Origin of the sequence: Streptomyces torulosus (genome assembly GCF_001419765.1) — a bacterium.
Taxonomy (GTDB): domain Bacteria; phylum Actinomycetota; class Actinomycetes; order Streptomycetales; family Streptomycetaceae; genus Streptomyces; species Streptomyces torulosus.
The window spans coordinates 1-20,732 of sequence record NZ_LIRK01000228.1; the positions used below are offsets into that span (position 1 = coordinate 1).

16 protein-coding genes and 7 pseudogenes are annotated in these 20,732 nt (G+C 68.7%); 9 read left to right on the forward strand and 14 right to left on the reverse strand.

Features of this window, described 5'->3' with window-relative positions:
- Positions 1 to 1,112 (forward strand): annotated as a pseudogene (locus tag AOK23_RS49800) (hypothetical protein); the annotation flags it as partial.
- A gap of 448 nt (positions 1,113 to 1,560) precedes the next feature.
- Here AOK23_RS49800 and AOK23_RS16375 read toward each other — a convergent pair.
- Positions 1,561 to 2,058 (reverse strand): peptidylprolyl isomerase, encoded by a 498-nt coding sequence (locus AOK23_RS16375; protein WP_055713447.1) that lies wholly within the window; start codon positions 2,056 to 2,058, stop codon positions 1,561 to 1,563.
- Positions 2,059 to 2,329: 271 nt separating this feature from the next.
- On the opposite strand from AOK23_RS16375, the gene AOK23_RS51400 reads away from it, so the two are divergent.
- Positions 2,330 to 2,461, forward strand: coding sequence for a hypothetical protein (locus AOK23_RS51400; RefSeq protein WP_276205739.1), 132 nt, complete (start codon positions 2,330 to 2,332; stop codon positions 2,459 to 2,461).
- 266 nt (positions 2,462 to 2,727) lie between these two features.
- Here AOK23_RS51400 and AOK23_RS45010 read toward each other — a convergent pair.
- From AOK23_RS45010 to AOK23_RS16385, 4 genes and pseudogenes are all read right to left on the reverse strand, one after another.
- Positions 2,728 to 2,895: pseudogene (locus AOK23_RS45010) on the reverse strand (RICIN domain-containing protein); the annotation flags it as partial.
- A gap of 20 nt (positions 2,896 to 2,915) precedes the next feature.
- Positions 2,916 to 3,165, reverse strand: a pseudogene (locus AOK23_RS16380) (hypothetical protein).
- A gap of 75 nt (positions 3,166 to 3,240) precedes the next feature.
- Positions 3,241 to 4,111, reverse strand: a pseudogene (locus AOK23_RS45015) (IS5 family transposase).
- A gap of 376 nt (positions 4,112 to 4,487) precedes the next feature.
- Positions 4,488 to 5,258 (reverse strand): IS5/IS1182 family transposase, encoded by a 771-nt coding sequence (locus tag AOK23_RS16385; RefSeq protein ID WP_055713448.1) that lies wholly within the window; start codon positions 5,256 to 5,258, stop codon positions 4,488 to 4,490.
- Between the two features lie 194 nt (positions 5,259 to 5,452).
- Between AOK23_RS16385 and AOK23_RS16390 the strand changes: the two genes are divergently transcribed.
- Positions 5,453 to 6,199 (forward strand): phosphotransferase family protein, encoded by a 747-nt coding sequence (locus tag AOK23_RS16390; protein WP_055713449.1) that lies wholly within the window; start codon positions 5,453 to 5,455, stop codon positions 6,197 to 6,199.
- Between the two features lie 75 nt (positions 6,200 to 6,274).
- Here the strand turns inward: AOK23_RS16390 and AOK23_RS45020 are convergent.
- The 4 genes and pseudogenes from AOK23_RS45020 to AOK23_RS16405 form a co-directional block, all read right to left on the reverse strand.
- Positions 6,275 to 6,878: pseudogene (locus AOK23_RS45020) on the reverse strand (IS5 family transposase); the annotation flags it as partial.
- 497 nt (positions 6,879 to 7,375) lie between these two features.
- Complete coding sequence (locus AOK23_RS16395; protein WP_055713450.1) at positions 7,376 to 7,822, reverse strand: SRPBCC family protein; 447 nt, start codon at positions 7,820 to 7,822, stop codon at positions 7,376 to 7,378.
- A 62-nt stretch (positions 7,823 to 7,884) separates the two neighbouring features.
- Entirely contained in the window at positions 7,885 to 8,835 is a 951-nt protein-coding gene (locus AOK23_RS16400; RefSeq protein ID WP_206336217.1) for a quinone oxidoreductase family protein, read from the reverse strand.
- A 58-nt stretch (positions 8,836 to 8,893) separates the two neighbouring features.
- Positions 8,894 to 9,721 (reverse strand): SDR family NAD(P)-dependent oxidoreductase, encoded by an 828-nt coding sequence (locus AOK23_RS16405; protein ID WP_055713452.1) that lies wholly within the window; start codon positions 9,719 to 9,721, stop codon positions 8,894 to 8,896.
- A 120-nt stretch (positions 9,722 to 9,841) separates the two neighbouring features.
- Between AOK23_RS16405 and AOK23_RS16410 the strand changes: the two genes are divergently transcribed.
- Together AOK23_RS16410 and AOK23_RS49805 are read left to right on the forward strand one after the other, a co-directional pair.
- Complete coding sequence (locus AOK23_RS16410; RefSeq protein ID WP_055713453.1) at positions 9,842 to 10,423, forward strand: TetR/AcrR family transcriptional regulator; 582 nt, start codon at positions 9,842 to 9,844, stop codon at positions 10,421 to 10,423.
- Positions 10,424 to 11,873: 1,450 nt separating this feature from the next.
- Positions 11,874 to 12,065 (forward strand): hypothetical protein, encoded by a 192-nt coding sequence (locus AOK23_RS49805; protein ID WP_240496411.1) that lies wholly within the window; start codon positions 11,874 to 11,876, stop codon positions 12,063 to 12,065.
- A gap of 104 nt (positions 12,066 to 12,169) precedes the next feature.
- On the opposite strand, the gene AOK23_RS16415 is transcribed toward AOK23_RS49805, so the two are convergent.
- From AOK23_RS16415 to AOK23_RS16430, 4 genes are read right to left on the reverse strand one after another with little or no spacing between them, the layout of a single operon-like run.
- Positions 12,170 to 12,652, reverse strand: coding sequence for a hypothetical protein (locus AOK23_RS16415; RefSeq protein WP_055713454.1), 483 nt, complete (start codon positions 12,650 to 12,652; stop codon positions 12,170 to 12,172).
- Positions 12,649 to 14,466, reverse strand: coding sequence for a glycoside hydrolase family 15 protein (locus AOK23_RS16420; RefSeq protein ID WP_055713455.1), 1,818 nt, complete (start codon positions 14,464 to 14,466; stop codon positions 12,649 to 12,651). The genes AOK23_RS16415 and AOK23_RS16420 overlap by 4 nt, the downstream gene beginning before the upstream one ends.
- Positions 14,467 to 14,480: 14 nt before the next feature.
- Complete coding sequence (locus AOK23_RS16425) at positions 14,481 to 14,942, reverse strand: universal stress protein (protein WP_055713456.1); 462 nt, start codon at positions 14,940 to 14,942, stop codon at positions 14,481 to 14,483.
- A gap of 53 nt (positions 14,943 to 14,995) precedes the next feature.
- On the reverse strand, positions 14,996 to 16,036 hold the full coding sequence (locus AOK23_RS16430) for a PP2C family protein-serine/threonine phosphatase (protein WP_055713457.1): 1,041 nt from the start codon (positions 16,034 to 16,036) through the stop codon (positions 14,996 to 14,998).
- Between the two features lie 425 nt (positions 16,037 to 16,461).
- Here AOK23_RS16430 and AOK23_RS16435 point away from each other — a divergent pair.
- The 3 genes and pseudogenes from AOK23_RS16435 to AOK23_RS16440 all read left to right on the forward strand — a co-directional run bounded on the left by AOK23_RS16435 (position 16,462) and on the right by AOK23_RS16440 (position 18,790).
- Positions 16,462 to 17,348, forward strand: a pseudogene (locus tag AOK23_RS16435) (IS256 family transposase).
- A gap of 164 nt (positions 17,349 to 17,512) precedes the next feature.
- Positions 17,513 to 17,761 (forward strand): annotated as a pseudogene (locus tag AOK23_RS51905) (IS630 family transposase); the annotation flags it as partial.
- 186 nt (positions 17,762 to 17,947) lie between these two features.
- Positions 17,948 to 18,790, forward strand: coding sequence for a maleylpyruvate isomerase family mycothiol-dependent enzyme (locus tag AOK23_RS16440; protein WP_055713460.1), 843 nt, complete (start codon positions 17,948 to 17,950; stop codon positions 18,788 to 18,790).
- 427 nt (positions 18,791 to 19,217) lie between these two features.
- Here the strand turns inward: AOK23_RS16440 and AOK23_RS16445 are convergent, their stop codons facing one another.
- Positions 19,218 to 19,805 carry an NADPH-dependent F420 reductase gene (locus AOK23_RS16445; protein WP_055713458.1) on the reverse strand — a complete coding sequence of 196 codons (588 nt, stop codon included), beginning with the start codon at positions 19,803 to 19,805 and terminating at the stop codon, positions 19,218 to 19,220.
- A gap of 142 nt (positions 19,806 to 19,947) precedes the next feature.
- Between AOK23_RS16445 and AOK23_RS16450 the strand changes: the two genes are divergently transcribed.
- On the forward strand, positions 19,948 to 20,454 hold the full coding sequence (locus AOK23_RS16450; RefSeq protein WP_055713459.1) for a MarR family winged helix-turn-helix transcriptional regulator: 507 nt from the start codon (positions 19,948 to 19,950) through the stop codon (positions 20,452 to 20,454).
- Positions 20,455 to 20,732 lie beyond the last annotated feature (278 nt).

A 20,732-nucleotide genomic window follows, 5' to 3' on the forward strand; every position in this document is an offset into this window, starting at 1 on the left:
GCGGGCCGGTGACCGCGGCGGCGGTGCTGGACCTTTCCCCCGGCGCCGGGCTGGTGCTGGATGGGACGGAGTGGACGGTCGAGCGCCGCGAGCCGCACCTGGGCCGGGTGCAGTTGGTGAAGGACGACGGCACCCGCGAGCGGATGACCTTCCGCTTCCTGGCCAACCATCCGCAGTGCCGGTCCTCGTCGCGGACGTCGTCGGCGGGGGCCGACCGGGGCCGCCAGCGCAAGGCGTCCGAGGAGCTGAACGCCGGCCGGCTGGAGCTGACCGAGCTGCGGATGGCCCACCTGCTGGAAGTGGCGACCGGGTTCCGCTCCGGCGACCCGTTCCACCCGGGCCCGGGTGAGCCCAGAGCCGAGTACGACCCGACGACGACGCTCACCGAGCGCCGGCACGCGAAGGTGGCGGAGCTCGCCGCCCTGGATCCGCAGCACGCGCGGCTGCTGGGGCTGGGGTCGGTCGGCTACCGCACGAAAGACCTCGCCGAACGCCACCTCGGCTTCCTCCCGGACACCACGCCCAAGATGCGCCGACGCGCGGCCTCGGTCTTCCTCGTCCGGCGCGCACGCGGCGGCGGCCTGGACAAAGCCGCCCAGTTCCTCGGGATCAACCCCGAAAACAAGAGGCTCGGCTACACGCAGCTGCTGAACCGCCGCCTCCGCACCAGCGGCATGGCCCGCGACTTCGAACAGGCCCTCGACGCCATCACCGCCGAGCTCCTGGAAGGTTCCACCATCGACTACCAACACCGCCGCGAGGCCCTCGCCACCTGGGCGCTGGAACCCGAGAACTGGCGGCGCATGCTCACCCGGCTCCCGGACCTCACCAGCCACCGAAAGCCCCTCAGCGACGACCGCAGGCGCCTGGCCGTCAGCGCCTACATCTGGACCCGCGTCACCGAAGGCGAGCCCGACTTCGCACCTTGCCCGCCACTCATCGCTCCCGACCCCGCACTACGCGCTGTCTGGACCCGGGAGCGACACAACGTGTTCCACTGGCTCCGCACCACTGACCACCAGCCCTACTACGGGGCCCTCAAGCCACTGCTCGAACAGCACGCAGAGCAACTGGCCAAGGCGATCGACGACCACCCACAACGCCGTCGGTGACAACCAGCCTGCCGATGTGACAACTACCGTGCTTCGGCTCACCTGGGGAGGCGGCCGTCCACGCGGCCGCCTCCGCGCGCAGTGGATCGACACCGCCCCCAACTACGCCACCGGGCATGCGCAGACCTTGCTTGCCGGCCCTGCGGGTCTCCACCAGGGCGGGGTACTTCACGGCGGCCACGGGCGCCGAGTGGCCGGGGCACAGCCTCGCCCCGGCGTACGTGTGCCGGCAGAACGGCCGTAACCGTGAGCAGCTCGGGCGCGAGCGGCTGGACCTGGTCCTGCCGCACTCTCGGCGGTGCAGCCGGGACGCGACGACCGCTCAACCGCTCGCTGAACAAGGAGTGGGTGGACTGACCAACACCACCCGTAGTGCGGTCGACCGACCCCGCCCTCCTCGTTGGAGCTACCGGTTCCGGCCGACCAGCGGTGATGCGTACGCGAGGGATCAGCCCTCGACGATGCCCGACTTGGCAATGGTGATTTTCGCCGAGGGGGTGCCGGAGCGCGATCCCAGGCCCTCGATCTTCTTCACGATGTCCATGCCCTCGACGACCTCACCGAAGACGACGTGCTTGTTGTCGAGCCAGTCGGTGACGATGGTCGTGATGAAGAACTGTGAGCCGTTGGTGTTCGGCCCCGCGTTGGCCATGGAGAGCTGGCCAGGCTTCGTGTGCTTGAGCTGGAAGTTCTCGTCGGCGAACTTGTCACCGTAGATGCTGCGGCCACCCGTGCCGTTGCCGGCGGTGAAGTCGCCGCCCTGGAGCATGAAGTCGGGGATAACGCGATGGAAGGAAGATCCCTCGTAGCCGAATCCGTGCTCGCCCGTGGCGAGCTCGCGGAAGTTCCTGGCGGTCTTGGGAACCACGTCGTCGAAGAGTTCGAAGACGATCCGGCCTGCGGGCTCGCCGTTGATGGTGATGTCGAAGAATACGTTGTTGACCATTGGTTCATCCTGACACCCGGAGTGGCCCGGACGCACATCCGCCCCTCCCGTCAGCGCCCCGAACGCATCCCGACCCCGCACCGCAGGTGCCGTGAAGGGGTACGGATGCGGGTCAAGGAGCCCATCTTGGAACAGGCCCGCCTTGCCTGCGAACGTGGTGACGGCTGGTTCGAGACTGAGATCGATCAGCGCAGCTCAGGAACCATCTGCACCGTATGGAAACACGGGTCAGGACCTCGGCCTGTCATCGACGGTCAGTGCGGCCGCGTCGGTGCCCGGGACGACGACGTTCTTCCGGGAGAACAGCCAGATGCTGTTCGGCGACGCCCAGAAACGCGTGGAGGACATCCTGTGCAGCCTCGACACCGACGCGCCGGTCCCGGCGATGGTCGGAAGCCGTTGAGCGGGACGTAAGGGCCGTCCACCGGTTTCCAACCGGCGGACGGCCCACCAAGGACGGGCGGCGACATCCACCCCCACCAGCCGGGGCGTGCCCTTCTGTCGAACAGCAGGCCGCGTGGTTCCGGCGGGGGAGTGGTCCGAGCAGTCCGCACACGCCGTACACGCCGTCGCACACCTGAAGTGGCGCGTCCTCACCAAGCACCGCCCGTCCACGCGTCGGCGACCGTGTTGCTGACCTGCGTGCGCCGGCACAGGCAGGTCAGCCGGTCAGTCCTCGGGCCGGTCATGGCCTGGGGGAGGCCACACCGTGGTTCTGGTCCACTGCTGGTTCGTGGAGCCGGTGCAGGTCCACTGGATGATCGCCGCCCCGTCGGCGGTGCTCCCGCTCCTGACGTCGAGGCACTTCCCGCTGTGCCGCGCCACCAGTTGCACGTAGGCCGTGTTTTGGAAGTCGCTCAACTGCCCAGCCGGTCGGGAACGTGGCGGACGGCCGGCCACCGGATCAGGTCGTTCGCGATGTGACCGGTGTCGGTTTCGGTGGTGACTTCATGCTCGCGCCGCGTGGAGTCGCGAAGGACGATCTCGTAACCACCCTCGTCCAGGACAGCGACGGAGGCGAACCAGGAGGTCGAACAGAGCGTCTTCGGACGGGTCGTCGATGTGGTGACCGTTCTCGCTGTCGGCACAGTAGTAGTCAGCCGTCATCGACGAGTCTCTCATTCGTTCGTGCTGGTCCGGGCTGCAGCCGGCATGGCATGGGGACCTGGCTGACAGGGCTGGTCAGAGCCACTCGCTGATCGCCGTGACGTGGATGGTGGCTTCGAAGCGGACGGCGAGTTTGTCGAACCGGGTGGCGACCGCCCGGTTGCGTTTGAGTCGATTGATACCGCACTCGACCGCATGCCGGGCCCTGTAGTCCTCCGGGTCGAAGACCGGCGGCCGTCCGTCGGCTCTGCCGCGGCGTCTGCGGTTGCAGGCGTGGTCGGCTGGCTCCGGAATCCTGCAGCGGATGCCCGACGCCGCAGAGAGGCCCGGTTGGCGGGGGACGAATAGGCCTTGTCGCCCCGCACCCGTAACGGCCGGACACAGGGCCGCCCGGGACCGAGCCGGGGAACACGGATGGCGTCCAGGACGGCCTCGAACTGCGGGCTGTCACCGCGCTGACCTGCCGTGACCGGCAGTGACAAGGGCTTCTGTCCTGTTCGCAGGCCAGGTGGATCTTTGTCGTGAGGCCGCCCCGGGACCGGCCCAGGGCGTGGGTCGGGTGGGCTCTGTGCGGATCCCGCCCGGTGGCTCCTTCTGACTCCGCCCGTCGCGCCGGGCACCGGCCGAGTGTGGGTGGGCCCGGCAGATCGTGGAATCGACGTTGGCTTCCCAGGTGATCAGCCCGGCCGCGTCCGCCCGGGCCTGGAGTGCGGTCAGCGTCCGGGCCCATACTCCGGCCCGCTGCCAGCGGCGGAAGAGGCTGTATACCGTCTGCCACGGCCCGTACTCCGACGGCAGGTCCCGCCAAGGAGCAACCCGTCCGAACCCGCCACCGGATCCCGTCGATCAGCCGACGCCGACCCACGGGCGGCCGGCCAACTCCCACCACCGGCAACAACGGCTCCAGCACGGCCCACTGGCCGTCCGAAAGATCCTCTCGCCCCACACCGCGATCAACCCGAGGTGAGACGAGAGGCGTCACCCGCTAGAACACGGCCTAGCCCAGGAGGCACACAGCTGGGTGCGGAGCAGACCGATCACCCAGCTACCCAGACTCCAGGCGGACGCGCTCAACTTCGGCCGCGCTGAACATCCTGCGAAACCAGCCCCCGTATGGGCCAACGCCAGCGCCCGGACAGCCTCGCTGGGTAGCACGTATCCCGACAAACATCATCCTTGCCGCCACGCTCGGCACCCAAAACAGCTCGTGAGACGAAGGCCGCCGCTGCCGTGCACCACCGGCTCAATTGCGGAACAGCCCTTAAAGCGTGTTGCAGAAGGCGATGATTTTGCAGGTCAAAGCCCGGCCACGGCTGTTCTGATCACGAGGCGAGGGCGAGATTGTGCATGTGGGCGACGGCCTGGACCGCGTGGTGGAGGCCGTCGCCGGGCTGTCGGCAGTCACGAAGGATCTTGTAGTTCTTCAGCCGGCCGATCGCATGCTCGACCCGCGCACGGACCCGCCGATGTTCCGCATTGTCGGCTTCCTCACCGGCCAACAGGGCCCGGCCGGGTCGTTTACGGTGCGGGACGGCCAGGCCGGTGTTGATGTAGGCGCCGTCGCCGAGCACGGTGATGCCCTGGCACTGGCCCGGCAGACCAGAGCTGCGCCACACGTGGGCGTCGGCTTTGTTGCCGGGGGCCGGCCGGGCCGCGGCGATGACCAGGCGTGTGTCGGCATCGATGATGACCTGCACGTTCGCGGAGAATCGGTAGTTGCGGCTCGATGCACCGACCTTGCGGTCGCGGACCGGGACCAGGGTGCCGTCCACGATCCACAGCCGGTCCGCGGCATCGGCGGGGCGTGAGATCGGCTCAAGCGCGAGGAGCGGCCGAAGCCGCTGGATCACCCTGCACACCGTGGCCGGCGAGACCCCGAACAGCGGCGCGAGCTGCCTCATGGTCAGGTTCGTCCGGTAGTAGACCGCCACCACCAGTACCCGGTCGGCCAGCGGCAGACACCACGGTCGCCCGATGCGCGGCCCGTCGCCACCCCGCTCCCGCACCACCTTCAGCAACCGCTCGAACTGCTTCATCCGCAGCCCCGTGAACGTCTCCACCCACAACGGATCAGCCCTCAACACCCCACGCATACAAGGGAAATGCCCTGATCACGGCCTTCTGCAACACGCTTTAGGAGTCCCCCCAACGAAAGTGGTGGACTTGACCTGGTCACAGAGGTCGGTGTCGCGCACGAGGCCGCCGGGTATAGGGACGCAGTCAGCCGCGTAATCGCACGCGATAAACCCGGCGACGTCGGCGATCATCCCCGGGATACTGGTCGCCCATGGATGAGGTCAAAGTCGTTGTCGCCCATTCCGAGCGTGCGACTCTGCGCGTCGGCGACGTGTTCCTGAAGGTGGACGCCGATCAGGCGCGCATCGACGTCGAGGTCGAGGCGATGTCCCTCGCGCCGGTCCCGACCCCGGAGGTCCTGTGGCGCAAGCCGCCCGTGCTCGCGATCGCCGCACTTCCAGGGACGACGCTTGGGCGCCTCGGCGGGCCGTCGACCGGGTCGCCGGTGGCGTGGGCCGCGGCGGGCGCCGCCATCCGGAAGCTGCACGACGCGCCGCTGCCGCCCCGGCCCGGCCGGGCCGGCCGGAGCGTCGTCGCGCTGGCGGCGGAACTCGACGACGAGTGCGAGTCGCTCGTGACGTCCGGCCTCCTGCCCGCTGACCTGGTCACCCACAACCGCCAGGTCGCCGAGGCCGCGTTCCGGCCGTGGACTCCGGCGTTCACGCACGGCGACCTGCAGATCGCGCACGTCTTCGTCGACGACGACGAGGTCACAGGCATCATCGACTGGTCCGAGGCGGGCCAGGGTGATGCCCTGTACGACCTCGCCACCTTCACGCTCGGACACGAGGAGCACCTCGACGACGTCGTCGCCGGCTATGGCACCGACATCGACCTCGACGTGATCCACGCGTGGTGGTCGTTGCGAAGCCTGCTGGCGGTTCGCTGGCTGATCGAGCACGGCTTCGACCCGTTCGCGCCGGGCTGTGAGGTCGACGTGCTGAGATCCCGGATGTGAGACTGCGCGGGCCCGACTGCTACGAATGCGTTCTGACGCATCGAGCAGGCCATCCACTGGGGCGATCGCCCGTCCTTACTCTCGACAAAGTGCGGTGCGCAGTCGTCTCCAGCAGATAAGGGCGCAGCCACGGGTGACGAACGCGTGGTGGATGTCGTCGCGGATCTCCCAGCGGATACGCAGGCGGCGGAACCGGTGCAGCAGCGCGATCGCTCCTTCCACGACCCAGCGGTGCCCGCCCAGGCCGGAGCCATGCCCGGTGCCGCGCCGGGCGATGTGCGGGATGATCTGGAACCGGCGGACCTTGTCCCGGTAGGGCTCGTGGTCATAGCCGCGGTCGGCGTACAGATACCTGGGGCGGCTCAGTGGGTGGCCGCGCTTGCCGCGGACCGGCGGGACGGCCTGGATCAGCGGGATCAGTGGGGTGACGTCGTTGCGGTTGCCGCCGGTGGTGATTGCCGCGAGCAGGATGCCGTGCGCCTCGACGATCAGGTGGCTTGCTGCCGGCCTTGCCTCGGTCCACCGGGGACGGGCCGGTGGCCGGCCCGCCCTTCATCGCGCGGGTGTGGCTGGAGTCGACCGCGGCGCAGGAGAAGTCCAGCAGGTCTGCGGCCCGCAGCTCGGACAGCAGCAGCTCGTGCAGGTGCTGCCAGACCCCGGCCTCATTCCAGTCCCGCAGCAAATGGGAAGTCGCCCGGCGGCCGATGATCTTGTCGATGGACTGCCGCTCCGGAACTGTCCGAGCTACCCCTCGCCTGCACACACCAGGCCATCTGACGTGCGGCTTTCACGATGCAACTGCTCAGAGTGGAGTGTCACCGTGAGACCGGGCTGTGCGTTCTGTCATATCACACGGGTTGCTCGTGCTTGCTTGTCCGCGAGGTCGTCGCGCAGGTCTGGCCTGTTGCCTTCTGGTCGACTTGGCCGATGCGCGGCAGGTGTGCGGTGACCGCGCCCGCCAAGTCGACCTTTGTGGACGAAGTCCTGCGACACGGTCGGGTCGTCACCGCCAGGACCGAGTCGGCGCACTCCGACGCACCCAGCCGGAGGCTGACGGACAAGCAGTTCGCCGGCGGCGGCGTCACACCGAACACCCCGTTCGTGGCGTCAGCACCGGGACGCCTTCTGGCTATTGCTCCCGTCCTCGTGCCGCAAACCGAACCCGGACAAGCTATTTCATGGCTGGTTGGCGTACGCGGTGTCGATCGTTGTCTTCATGAGCTCCGCGGCGGCGCGCATGTTCGCGGTGGTGTAGTCGAGGAGTGATGCGGGTGCGAACTCGGTCGTCCACACGAGATGGACACCCGCGTCGTCCTCGCGCACGACCTGGGTTCCCAGATGGTGCGTCACGGTACTGTCGGTCACCCGGTACTGGAGCCGTCGAGCGTCGTCGTCGAGTTCGACGATGCGCTCGGTGGCCCTCATGCCGTCCGCGAAGGTCACAATTCTGCTGTCCGGCCTCTTCTCGACAGCGACCGCGAACCCTGGGATGAGCGTGTCCACCGCGTAGATGTCGCGTATGACATGCCAGGTGAAGGCTGCGCCGGCTTCGACGGGGATGTCGACGGTCACCGAGCTGATGCCGGTTTCCTCATCGGAGCGCGTTTCCATGGGCAGTGTCATCTCTTTTCCCTCTTCCCTGATCGTCGACGGGAGGCGCCGTGGTCGCCGGGCCGAATCCGTCGTCACGGCACCATCACCACCCGACCGATACGACCGCGCTGCTCGGCGTAGCGATGCGCGTCGGCGGCGTCGGCGAGCGGGAACACCCGGTCGACGACCACGTCGAGGTCGCTTTCGGCGACCCGGCGGATGATGTCGGCGACGTAGGCGCGCACGCGAGGCGTGTGGATCATCGGGCTGAGGCTGAAGCCGCTCAGGGTGCAGTTGCCAAGGAGGAGCGTGGTCGCATCCACCATCGACGCCTCCCTGGCCGACGCCCCGAGGAAGACCACCGTGCCCCCCTGGCGCGTAGCAAGGATCACCTGCTGCGTCATGGGCCCGCCAACGGGATCCAGGGCCAGGTCGACACCGATGCCGTCGGTGAGTTCGAGGACGCGCCGGCGCACGTCTTCGGTGCGATAGTCGATGCCGTCGTGCAGGCCGAGTCGGCGCAGTGCGTCAAGTTGCTCGTGGCTCGAACCCGTCCCGATCACCCGCGCCCCGGCCTTCGCCGCGAGCTGCACCGCCGCGAGACCGACACCTCCCGCCGCGCCCTGCACCAGCACCGTGCTGCCGGCCGCGAGACCGCCCTGCTCGAACAGCGCCTCGTAGGCGGTTCCGAACGCGACCGGCACGCACGCCGCCGCTGCCGCGTCGACGCCGTCGGGCAGGACCCAGCAATGGTCTGCCCGCACCGCCCGGAGTTCCGCATGTGAGCCGTGCTCTCCGAAGGCGCTCACGCGCTGGCCGACCCGGAGATCGGTCACCTTTCCGCCGACGGCTGTCACAGTGCCCGCACTGCCGTAGCCGACGACATGGGGGCTTCGCGGGAGGGGCATCATCAGCCTGGTCAGCAGGTCGCCGCCCTCAATGCTGATCGCCTCGACCCTGATCAACACCTCGTGGTCGCCGGGTACGGGGTCGGCGATCTCCTCGTAGCTGAGCACGTCAGGCCCGCCGTTCTCGCGGTACACGACTGCTTTCATGATTGTCGTCCTCCAGTCTTCGGGGCGGCCAGGAGGGCCCAGGCCGCTATGAGTTGCCCTGTGCGCGTTCGGAGACGCGGGTCCATGCGTCCCACGTGGACAGCCGCGCGCCGTAGTGGCCACGGACCTTCGGCAGAACCGTCCTGCCCAGGATGAGCCGCAGCGGCGGCACATCGGCGTCCACGGCCGCGAGTACGGCCTGCGGTGTCGCGGCCGGGTCCGCGAGGTCTGCAGGATCGAAGCCCGCGAGCAGGGCTCGGCGAGCCTCGTCATAGGCGGGGATCTCGGGTGATTGCTTGAGGGAGCCGGAGCTGGCGAACTCGGTGGCGTAGGGCCCGGGTTCGATGATGGTCACCTTGATGCCGAGATGGGCGACTTCTCGCGACAGGGCGTCCATCATGCCTTCCAGCGCCCACTTGGAGGCGTTGTACAGGCCGAGGGTCGGCTCGCCGATCAGGCCGGCCAGGCTGGACACCGACACGATGTGGCCGCTTCCCTGCTCCCGCAGGAAGGGCAGCGCTGCCTGCGTCACCCACAACGCCCCGAGCAGATTGGTGTCGAGCAACTCCCGGACCTCGGCCTCCTGGACCTCCTCGACGGCGCCGCGCAGGCCGTAGCCCGCATTGTTGACGATCACGTCTAGCTGCCCGAAGTGCTGGTGGGCTGCGGCCACAGCGTCGAACACGGCACTGCGCTGAGTGACATCCAACGACAGGACCAGTGCAGAGTCAGGGAACGCCTCGGCCAGCGGCTTCAGCCGGCTCTCCTCGCGCGCCGTCGCGACGACCCGGTCACCCCGCCTCAGGGCGGCTTCTGCCCACAGCCGGCCGAATCCGCGCGAGCAGCCGGTGATGAACCAGACCTTCTCGGTCACGCGCCTCTCCCCTCTGTATCCGTCTCCGCCCCAGGAGTTAAGATGAACCGTGGTTCACGATCATCATGAACCACGGTTCATTTTTTGGCAAGTCGCCTGTGGATTTCTCAGGGAGAGACCATGACCGAAGGCCGGGCACCGCGGGCCGACGCGGTGCGCAACCGTAAGAAGATCCTCACCGCGGCTCGTGAGCAGGTGACAGCGCACGGCCCGGACGTCGGAATGGACGAGATCGCCGCCGCGGCGGGTGTGGCCGTGGGCACCCTGTACCGCCACTTCCCCACCAAGACCGACCTGGTGGCGGCCGTCGTCGAGGAGTTCGTCGCGCAGGTGGCCGACGACGCCGAGGCTGCCTGCGCGCGCGTCGCATCGGGAGCCCGCGCGTGGGACGAGATCACCGGCTTCCTGACCCGGCTCACCGAGGAAGTGGCGACCAACCACGCCGTGAAGGCCGCCACTCAGACGCTGGGCGCCGTCCCGGACGACAAGGCCGACGAGGACCGCGCCGGCGCGGCCCTGACGACCCTCATCCAGGCCGCCCAGTCCGACGGCGACCTCCACCCCGACGTCAGCGTCGCGGACATCTATCTGCTCTTTGCCACCGCGCCCACCGAGCGCCCACCGGCAGCTCGCGCCCGCTGGCTCACGCTCGTCCTGTTCGGTCTCACCCCGCGCGGCCGTACCGGCGGTGCTGCGCTGTGACCAGCGCCCCGGCGATCTGGTCGGCGGGAACGGGGGTGCACCGCACCATTGGTGACGCGCACCCGGCGGCGCGCCGGGGCCGAGAACCGCAAGAACTACCCGGGCAGCGCAAATGCCATCGTCGTCTTGGCCAAGGCCCGCATGGATCCGCCTTGCTGGTACTGGCGAACCGAGAAGTCGCCCGCTGACTGATGATCTTGTCGATGGACTGCCGCCCCGGAACGGGCCGAGCTGCCCCACCCCTGCACACACCAGGCCATCTGAAGTGCGGTTTTCACGATGCGCGCTGCTCAATGGAGCAGGTGACAGGGGTGTCGATCAGCCGGAGGGTCAGCACGAGCCCGCTGACACATGGAGAGGGTGGGATGGATTTCAGGCGGCCACCAAAGGTCCAGCACTCCTGCGGGGGGCACGACACCGTGGCCTGCTGGGCGTTAGCCGGGGCGGCTGCGGCCAGGGAGAAGAGGGTGGCAGCACTCGCGCGGCGGGGTGTTTCATGAGCGACCACCTGTGAAACGCGACCCCTGCGGATCGAATGCGGTCGGGAGACTGTCAAGATGTCGACCCTCGGGGGATCTCAGCCCTGGGATTCACGCGGCGCTACACGCCACCTCGCCGGAGCTATACGAGAACACGGCCGTCAAGCGTGACGGTGGACATCGCGACGGGAGCGGTACGGGCGAGACCTGCGACCAATGTGACCCGCTCAGTCGCTTTCGGACGTCTTTCGAGGGCGGGTGGAGTACCTCGTTCCCTGCCCGACCGGTGGTTGCCCCGGGCCGGCCTGGACGCCCGTGCATTGCGAGGCCGGCTCGGGGTCGGGCGCCCGGTCGATGAATCCCGGAAGTCCCTCATCGTGTCTGCGTGCGTGATCGGTCGGCAGCGCCGGCAGATGTGCGGGGGAGGGCCACGGCGGCAACCGGTTCCAGGTCGAGCCGGGCGTCCATGCCCAGGTCTGGCAGCTGCCCCGCCGTGACGGCGGCGTGATCACAACCTCGTCGCCGAAGGCATCCGCCCGCAGGAGAATCACCGCATGGTCAGCGTCACCATCACCTGTACGGCGCCGGCGCCGCTCCGGAGAAGGTGTGCTCCGTCAGGGCGGGAGTCTGCCGCGAGCGCCCTGGCCGGTCGAACGGATTTCAAGGGTCTGAGAAGCGACCGGCCTACGTGTTCGATTACGTGATTTCTCTGATGTCTCCCGGAGATACGGATGGGAGCGTGACCCGGAACGGTGTCCGAGAAGGATGCACGGTGTCTCGGGGGCTTCGATGCAGGTGGGGTATGGGGACGACTGGCGGATACTGCTGTTCATCCCGGCGCTTCTGTGGTTGCCGCTCGGGCCCTTCATCATGGGCACGCTCGGGGCCTGGTACGCCCGCAAACCCGGCCGGGGGCCGCGTCTTGGTCGGTTCTGCTGCCGCTGGAGCCGACGGGGGCCTCACTCGTCGCATTGATCTTGCGGGGACCCGACTGGAGCAATCCGGTCTGGAGGGCCGACTTCCTGGGCACCTTCTACGTCCTCGTCCTGGGCGACACCGTGGTTCCCTGGCTGCTCGGCTACGGCATCACACGCGGGGTGCGAGCCCTGCGCGCCCGCCGAAGCCGGGCAGGAGGTGACCCGCAGGGATCTCCAGACGATTGAAGAGGTTCAGAGCTGCTCCTGGAGGCATCCACGCCGCGCAACAGCGCGCGGTGGGTCGTCGCCTTGGCGCTCGGCCTTCCTTGAACGGCGCCGGCCGGAGAGTGTCAGGCCGGCCAGGTGACAAACCCTCCCACGATGGTTCCGTAGGCGAGGTGTGCGGCGAGGGTGACGGTGGGTGTGCCGCGTCCGTAGTTGAGCATGAGGAATCCGGGTGGTTCGAGCAGCGCGACTTCGGGGGCACTGGTCTGGGATGTGCCCATGCGCGGGTGGACGAGGGGCAGCAGGATGTTGACCAGCGCGGTGGCGGCGAACAAGCCGTGGACGAGGCCGAAGACGGTGCCCAGCCACCAGCTGCTGTAGCCGATGGCGGCGAAGACCGCGTAGTAGAGCAGGGCGAACATCTGGCCGTTGATGAAGTGCGCGCCGTAGCCGAGGGCCTTGGCGCGGGTCCGGTCGCTGGTGAAGGCGGTGCCGAGCAGGAACGGCAGATCGATGCGGGTGAGATTGAAGGTGTTGGCCGCCCGCAGGCCGGTGGTCAGGATGAGGGTGCCGACGAATCCGCCTGCCAGCGCTGCCCAGATGCTCATCGTGTGGCCTCCCCGATCGCGCAGGCGGCGCTGATCAGGGCCAGGTGGGACAGGCCCTGAGGCAGGTTGCCGAGGAAGGCGCCCGTGACGCGGTCGATTTCTTCGCTGTAGAGGCCGACGTCGTTGGCCAGGGCCACGAGCTGGTCCATGAGGGACACGGCCTCTTCGATGCGGCCGCATCGGGCGAGGGCCTCGGCGAGCCAGAAGGAGCAGGCGAGGAAGGCACCCTCACTGCCGGACAGGCCGTCGGAACCGCGGTAGCGGTTGACGTAGGGACCGTCCCGGAGGGTCCGCTGGACGGCGAGGACAGTGCCGTGCATGCGCGGGTGGTCGGGCGGGCGGTAGCCGTGCAGCAGACCGAGCAGGAGGCTCGCGTCCAGGTCGTCGCTGTCGGCGGAGCGCAGGTAGCTGTTCAGCCGCTCGCTGAAGCAGCATGCTTCGACGTAGTCGGAGATCGCCTGTCGTTCGTGCCGCCACCGGGCGGCGTGCCGGTCCGGGATGAGCTGCCGCCCGGCCAGGCCGAGGGCGCGGTCGAGGGTGATCCAGCACATCATTTTGGACTGGGTGAAGTGTTCGGGGTCGCTGCGTACCTCCCAGATGCCCGCGTCCGGCTGCTGCCAGATGGTGCAGATGAAGTCGGCGGTCTCGGCCAGCCGGCGGGCGATGTCGGCGTCGAGGTGATGGCCTGCTGTGGTGTAGAGCCAGGCGGTCTGCAGCAGTTCCCCGTAGGTGTCGAGCTGGAGCTGGCCGGCGGCTGCGTTGCCCACCCGTACGGGTGCCGAGTTTCGGTAGCCCGACAGGGGCAGGGTCTGTTCGGGTGCTCGGGTGTCGCCGTTGAGGCGGTACAGGACGTGCAGGCGGGGGTGGGTGAGCTGCGAGGCGTGCATGAGCCACCAGAGGTAGCTGGTGGCTTCCGGTGCGCAGCCCAGCTTGAGGAAGGCGTCCAGGGTGAAGGCGGAGTCGCGGATCCAGCTGAAGCGGTAGTCCCAATTGCGTTCCCCTTCGAGTTCTTCGGGCAGTGAGCAGGTCCCGGCGGCGGCCACCGCGCCGGACGGGGCGAAGACGAGGAGTTTGAGGGCGAGGGCGCTGCGCAGTACTGCCTCGCGCCATGGTCCGGTGTAGGTGCGGTCGTCCGCCCACTTCTGCCAGGTGGTCGTGGTGTGGTCCAGGCGGGCCTCGCACTCGGCGCGCGTGGGCAGGACCAGCGGTTCTTGGTGTGCGTACGGCAGCGCGATCAGAGCCCGGGTACCGGCGTCGGCCCGGAACCGGGCGGTGACGGAGTCGGCCGTGCACTGTGGCCGGCCGGCATGCCAGGCGCAGACCGCGACGGCTTCGGCGCCGAAGGTGGCCACCGGTACGCCCGCTCTGCGCGCCACATGCGGTGTGTGGGCGCCGTAGCCGAAGCGTGGTTGGATGCTCCAGCGCATCGGGACAGTGCCCGCGAGGCCCTCGATCCGCCGGATCAGCTCCCGTCCGGGTGCCAGCGAGGCAGTGTCGGGCAGGGTGAGCGCGTCGGTCACCCGGACCGTTCCGTCGGCGGTGGTGAACGTCGTCTCCAGCACGTTCGTGCCGGGCAGATAGCGGCGGGACGCGGTGTAGGGCACATCGGGCCGAAGAAAGAATCTACCGCCGCGGACATGGTCGAGGACGGCGGCGAACAGGGTCGGAGAGTCCAGGTCCGGCCAGCTCAACCAGTCCACCGCTCCATCGCGGGCGATGAGCGCGATGGAGCGGCCGTCCCCGATCACTGCGTAGTCCCGTAGCTCCGCGTAGTCGTCCACCCGTACGGGTGCCGCGGCAATGGAGTCGTTCACGACGGTCGGCCCGGCTACCCGGCGGGGACGACGACGACCGGGAGGTGGGCGTGATGCACGACCTCGGTGCTGGTGGAGCCCAGGGTGAGGCGTCCCCACGCGCCCGAGCCCCGGGTGCCGACCACCAGGAGGGAGGCGTCTTCGCTCGCTTTCAGCAGGACCTGTGAGGGGCGGCCCTTCTCGACTCGTATCTCTACCTCCACCGGCGTGCCGCCGACCTGTTCCCGGGCCTCCTCCAGCGCCTTGGCGACAGCCTCCACCGTGGCGTCGCGCAGTTGCGTGTCCAGATCGACGAAACCGGAGGCGGCAGGCCACTCGAATCCGGTGTACCTGGCGGTGAAGTCGTACGCGCACACTGCGCGGAGTCCGGCCTCGCGTAGTTGGGACTCTTGAAGGGCGAAGCGTACGGCCGGGCCGGAGGCGGGAGAGCCGTCGGTGCCGACCACGATCGGTGCGGGAGGGGCGGTGTTCGTCATGGCGGATGCCTCCAAGCCGTGGCGGTGGTGTGCTGCCTTGAGCGGAGAAACATTCAGTTGGTTCTGCGGACGACGAGCGCGGTGATGTCGTCCCGGCGTTCCCCTGCGGTGTGGCGGTTCAGGTCCTGCGTCAGGCGGTCGGCGACTTCCCAGGGCGAGATGTCCGCCCAGGCCCCCATACGCTCCGCAAGGGGATAGAAGGCACCGGTGGCACTGCGGGCCTCGGTGACGCCGTCGCTGCAGCTGATGAGGGTGGCGCCCGGCGGGAAAGGGAACCACGCGACGGTCCTGGGTTCGGGCGAGAGGTCCCCAAGGCCAAGTGGTACGCCCGGGTCGCCGAGCTGCACGGGGGCCACCGGTCCGGACGTCAGGAGGTAGGGAGGAGGATGGCCGCAGTTGACTGCCTGCGTTGCGGTCGAGGTGTCGATGCCCAGGATGAGAGCGGTGACGAATCGCTCGGGTTCACCGGTCTGCTGGGCAAAGGCGTTGTGCCGGACCACCGCCTCTTCCAGGTCGTTGACGAGCGCGGTGAGGGTCGGCTCGCGCAGGGCGGCCTCGCGGAAAGCGCCCAGCAGGGCGAAGGCCGCTCCGATAGCGGGCAGCCCCTTGCCCTGGACATCGCCGAAGAGCAGCCGCGTGCCGTACGGCGAGGCCACCACCTCGTAGACATCTCCTCCCACCAGCCGGTCCGCCTCCACCGGCAGATAGACACCGTCGACGATCACCCGGTCGGTGAGGATCGGCAGGGACCTCAGCATCTGCCGCTGGAGAGCCACAGCCGTGGACCGGACCCGCAGTAGTTCCCCCTCGCGCCGGATCCGCCAGCGGCAGGTCACCACGCACAGCACACCGAGCACGAAGGCGAGAACCATGACGATCGCGAAGTCGTACGACGAGGGGAGCGGGCGGTAGAGCAGAACCGCGGGGACGACGATCAGCACCCAGGCCACCGCGTAGACGGTCTGGCGTACGGTGCCGACCGCCGCCGGGAACGCGGGGAGCAGGATCAGCAGGGGGATGAGCCGTACCGTGCGATCATCGATCAGCAGCTCCAGCAGCACAATCGGTACAGTCGCTGCGACCACACAGGCCATCGGCGCCTTGACGGCACCGCTGGGCGCCGAATCGACACTGCTCTCGGCACGCGACGTCAAGGGCGCGCCGGGCGCACGGGCCGCAGCACGCCGACGAATCACCTCTTCAGACTCCCGCGGTCCTCACCGCGCCGCAAAACGACGGTTGGGAAGGTCGCGGCATCCGGCCGGAGCCACGACATGGCTGGCTGGGCCGGTCAGTTACCGCGCCAGCCACAGCCGGTTCTCTGGGGCCTGCGCCTGTCCCTGGTATGTACCCGACCGGGATGCAAGGCAGCTCAGGCTGCCTGCTGGGGCCCTCTTGCCACATGCTTTGTGGGGCAGGCGGATGCGGTCAGCGACGGCCGCGGAATTTGCCCACAGGCTCTTGGCCTGGCCCCGGCGACGGGGGTCGGCAGCGGCCCGGCGCGCCTGTTCGACCGTAGCTGATCGACGAGCTGGTGAGCCGGGCCCAGGCCCAGGGTCTGCAGCTGACCGGCGAGGGCGGGCTGTTGCAGCAGCTGACCAAGCGGCTGCTGGAGTCCGCCCTGGAAGGCGAGATCACCGACCACCTCGGCTATGACAAGCACGATCCGGCGGGCAAGAGCGGCGGCAACTCTCGCAACGGCACACGCTCCAAGACCAAGAAGCGGCAGAAGCGCCTGACCGGGGTCGACGAGATGGTCATCTCGCTGGCCGCGAAGGGCCTGACCACCGGAGAGGTCCAGGCCCACCTGGCCGAGGTCTATGGCGCCGAGGTCTCCCGGCAGACCATCTCCACCGTCACCGACAAGGTTCTCGAGGGCATGGCCGAATGACAGAGCAGGCCCCTCGACGCCGTCTCCACGGTCGTCTTCATCGACGCCATCCACGTGAAGATCCGCGACGGCGCGGTCGCCAACCGGTCGATCTACGTGGCCCTCGCGGTCACGGTCGAGGGCCGGCGCGAGACCCTGTGTCTGTGGGCCGGCGACGGTGCCGAGGGCGCCAAGCACTGGCTGCACATCCTCACCGAGATCAAGAACCGCGGCGTGAACGACGTGCTGATGTCGGTCTGCGACGGCCTGAAGGGCCTGCCCGAGGCAGTGGAGACCGTCTGGCCGCGGACCATCGCGCAGACCTGCGTGGTGCACCTGCTGCGGAACTCCTTCCGCGATGCCGCTATGCCGCCCGCCAGGACTGGGACAAGATCGCCCGCCTCCTCAAGCCCGTCTACACGGCTCCGACCGAGGAGGAGGCCGCGGGACAGGCCCGCTGGGCCATGCGCTGGAAGACCGCGCTGAACGCCTTCGACATCACCTTCGACGGCCGGCTCTCCGCCGCCCGCCAGTAGCCCCAACTACCTCAGTTGCACCACTCGATTGACAGACCCGTGGTGGCCGGTCTTCAAGCTCGTGGACGTGATGACCCCCAGGGGCAGCGCTTCTGAGTTGAACGCGAGCCGGGCGGCATTGCAGTCGGGTGGATCATGGGTGGCCCCACTGCGGCGGTGGAGCTGTGGAAGCAGGAGGTCTGGCCGCGGGTAAGAGCGCCGCGGCGGCACTCGGCGACTGGATCGTCTCCAGAACGAGGCCGGGCAGTCGATCACGCCGCCGCGCGCCAGGACCTGGGGACGCATCGGCCGCACACCGGTGGTACGGGTGCGCGGCCGGGGCTCCGGCGGGGTGTCGATGGCCGGGATGGTCTGTTACAAGCCCGGCAGGCGCGCGCTCCAGGCTGATCTACGCCGTGGGCGAGTACCGCGGGCCGCAAGCACGGGCACCAGAGGCGTCGAGCGCCGACTCAAGCAGATCCAGTACCGCCCCGACTGGTGGACGCCTGTCTCGCCGCCACCGGACTGATCGCCGATGGCTGACACCGTGGGTCACCCGGACGCTCCGGGCCGGGAGTATTCGATGGCAGACCGCGGCTCCTGGCTGACAGGCTGTGGCCATGAGTCCTCAGGCCAGCGGCGTATCCGGCATTTCCTGGCTGGGTAACCCGATCGACGCGCGTGCGCTGTTCGGTCCGGAGCTCAGGTCGCTGCTCGATACCCTGCGCGGTCTGACACCTTCCGACTGGAGCAGGACAGCAGCCGGACGCTGGACGGTCCGCGACGTTGCCGCCCACCTCCTCGGTGACTACTACGGCCGCCTCGGCCACAGCTACCGGAGCGGCTTCGCCGATGGCGAGACGCTCGAGGCGTTCATCCACCGCACGAATCAGGAATGGGTTGAGCTGCACGCCGATGACAGCCCTGCTTCGCTCATCAGCGCCCTGGCAGCGGCGGGCACCCAGCTCGCCCAGCGGTTCGCCACAGCCAACCTTGACGCAGCCGCCCTGGGCGTGTCGTGGGCAGGCGTCGACCCCGCACCGGCATGGCTGGACATCGCCCGGGAATTCACCGAGCACTGGACCCACCGGCAGCAGATCCGCCACGCCATCGGCCGCGACACCGACCCGGAGCCGCGTGCCCTGGCCATGGTGCTGGATACCTTCATGCGGGCCATGCCCCACACGCTCCGCCGCACGTCAGCACCAATCGGGGTGCAGGTCCAGGTGATCGCCGAGGGCCCCGCGGGCGGCAGCTGGACGGTAACCGCCACGGCGGACGGATGGTCGTTGGCCGAAGCGCCGAGCAGCCGACCAACCGCAGCCGTGCTGCTGGATACAGAGACCGTCTGGCGATTGTGTACGCGGAACATCGATCCTGCAGATGCCCTGGCCCGCGCCCACGTGCAAGGAGACCGTCGGCTCGCCGAAACCGCTTGCCAGATCGTGTCCATCATCTACTGACGACGCCGAACCGTATCGGCTTCCACCGTGCCTGACACCGACAGCGCCAGCGATGGGCACCGACATCACGCATTCAACTTCAGTAGCTGTCCTGCAACTCGAGCGAGAAGAAAGGCTCCTCCAGGCTTTCAAAGCCGTCCGGCATCGGTGTCCTGGCCGGCGCTGTCATGCCCAATCGGCCGATCTTGACCGGCCGATCTCCCTGATCTGGCCACGTGGATCGACACACAGCTGCTGGCAAGTCGTCTGCAAGCGCAGTGAACTGCACAACCGAAAGGTTGTCCGCTCCAGCGAGCCCACGTGCGGGCGGACTACGCGCTGTCGACACAGCGGGGCCGAACATGCCCGGGCCGGCTCCACCGCACGCTCGGCGGAGTCGGCCCGGTCGGCACGCGCTCTCGGCGTCCTGCCCTGCCGAGCGCCGCGTTCAGGCGCGGGCCAGCACGAAGCCGATGCCAGGGCCGAGGCCCTGGCCGAAGGCGAGCTGGATCAGTAGCTCGACGGCGGGCTCGGTGTAGCGGGCATTGCTCAGCGGGCCTACGTCGACGGCGTCGAAACCCAGCTCGGCGGCGAGTCCGAGCGCCGTCTTCCTGGCGAGGTCGTCGTCGCCGGCCACGGGCAGCAGGAGCGGGACGTCGCCGATCCGGCCGGTCTCCATGGTGGTGGCCATGGCCGTGTTGAAGGCCTTGACCATGCGGGCGCCAGGCAGCGCCGCAGCGTTCCGCTCCCCTCCCGAGGTGGTGTGGCCCACGGTCAGCGACATGAAGTCGGCGGTCAGGGGGTTGGTGGCGTCGATGACGACCTTGCCGGACAGGGCGGTCTTCACCCGCGCGTCCAGTTGCGCGACCACCTCGAAGCGCACGGCAAGCACGGTGACTTCGGCAGCCTCCACATCGGCGGCGAGCCGGTCCGGGTCGGTGGCGGAGTTGGCCGTGGTGACGTCATGACCGTTCTCGGCGAACCGTCGGGCGAGGACGGAACCGACATTGCCCGCGCCGATGATGCTGATCTTCACTACTGCTCCTGGGATAGGGCTGAGTACGCATGGTCGACAGGTGCTTCGAATTCGAAGTTTTAAGGCGACGGTGAGGACCCTAGCCTTGCTTCGAACTCGAAGCAAGTGCTTCGAGTTCGAATCAGTTGGGTAGAGTGGTGCCATGACCGAACTCGAGCCCCGCTGGCTGGACGAGACCGAGATGCGCGCCTGGAACGGCTTCCTCGTCACCGCGAGCCTGATCGCTCGCATGGTCGACGCCCAGCTCAGCGAGGCAGGCGGGGTCACCCGGGTCCAGTACGAGATCCTCACCCGCATCCACGCGAGCCCGGGGCGGCGGCACCGGATGACCGAGCTGGCCGAGCGAATGGTCTTCTCACGCAGCGGAATGACCTATCAGGTAGCCCAGTTGGAGAAGGCCGGACTGCTGCGCCGCGAGACCGACCCCGAGGACGAACGCGGGGTGCTCGCCATCCTCACCGACGAGGGGCAGCGAGTCCTCGAAACCGCCGCCCCCGGCCATCTGGCCACGGTCCGTGAGGGGTTCGTGGACCTCCTGAGCCCCGAGCAGATCGCCCAGCTCGCCGACATCATGGACATCACCAGCGGCCACCTGCGCGCGACCGTCCCCGTCGCCCCGCCACGCAAGAGCAAGGGCGCCTCATGTTAGGGGAAGGGACGGGATGTGAGGTGGAAGCCGCCGGATCCTGTGCTGCGCACTCGCCTACCCGAGCCTGATCCGCGGCCGGGCTGGGCGGGCGATCCCAAGAGAGGCGCGGCGCCGTCTAGTGCTGTGACCGGAAAGGTTTGCCGGAAAGCTCGCTGCGTCCGGTGCGGTGCCTCGCAAGGCGGAGCATGACCCGTGTACTGGATGTACTCGGGTCATGCGACAACGCCGCGAGGTGCCGTGCCGGGCGTCGCGAGCCGGTGAACCTTTCCGGTCACAGC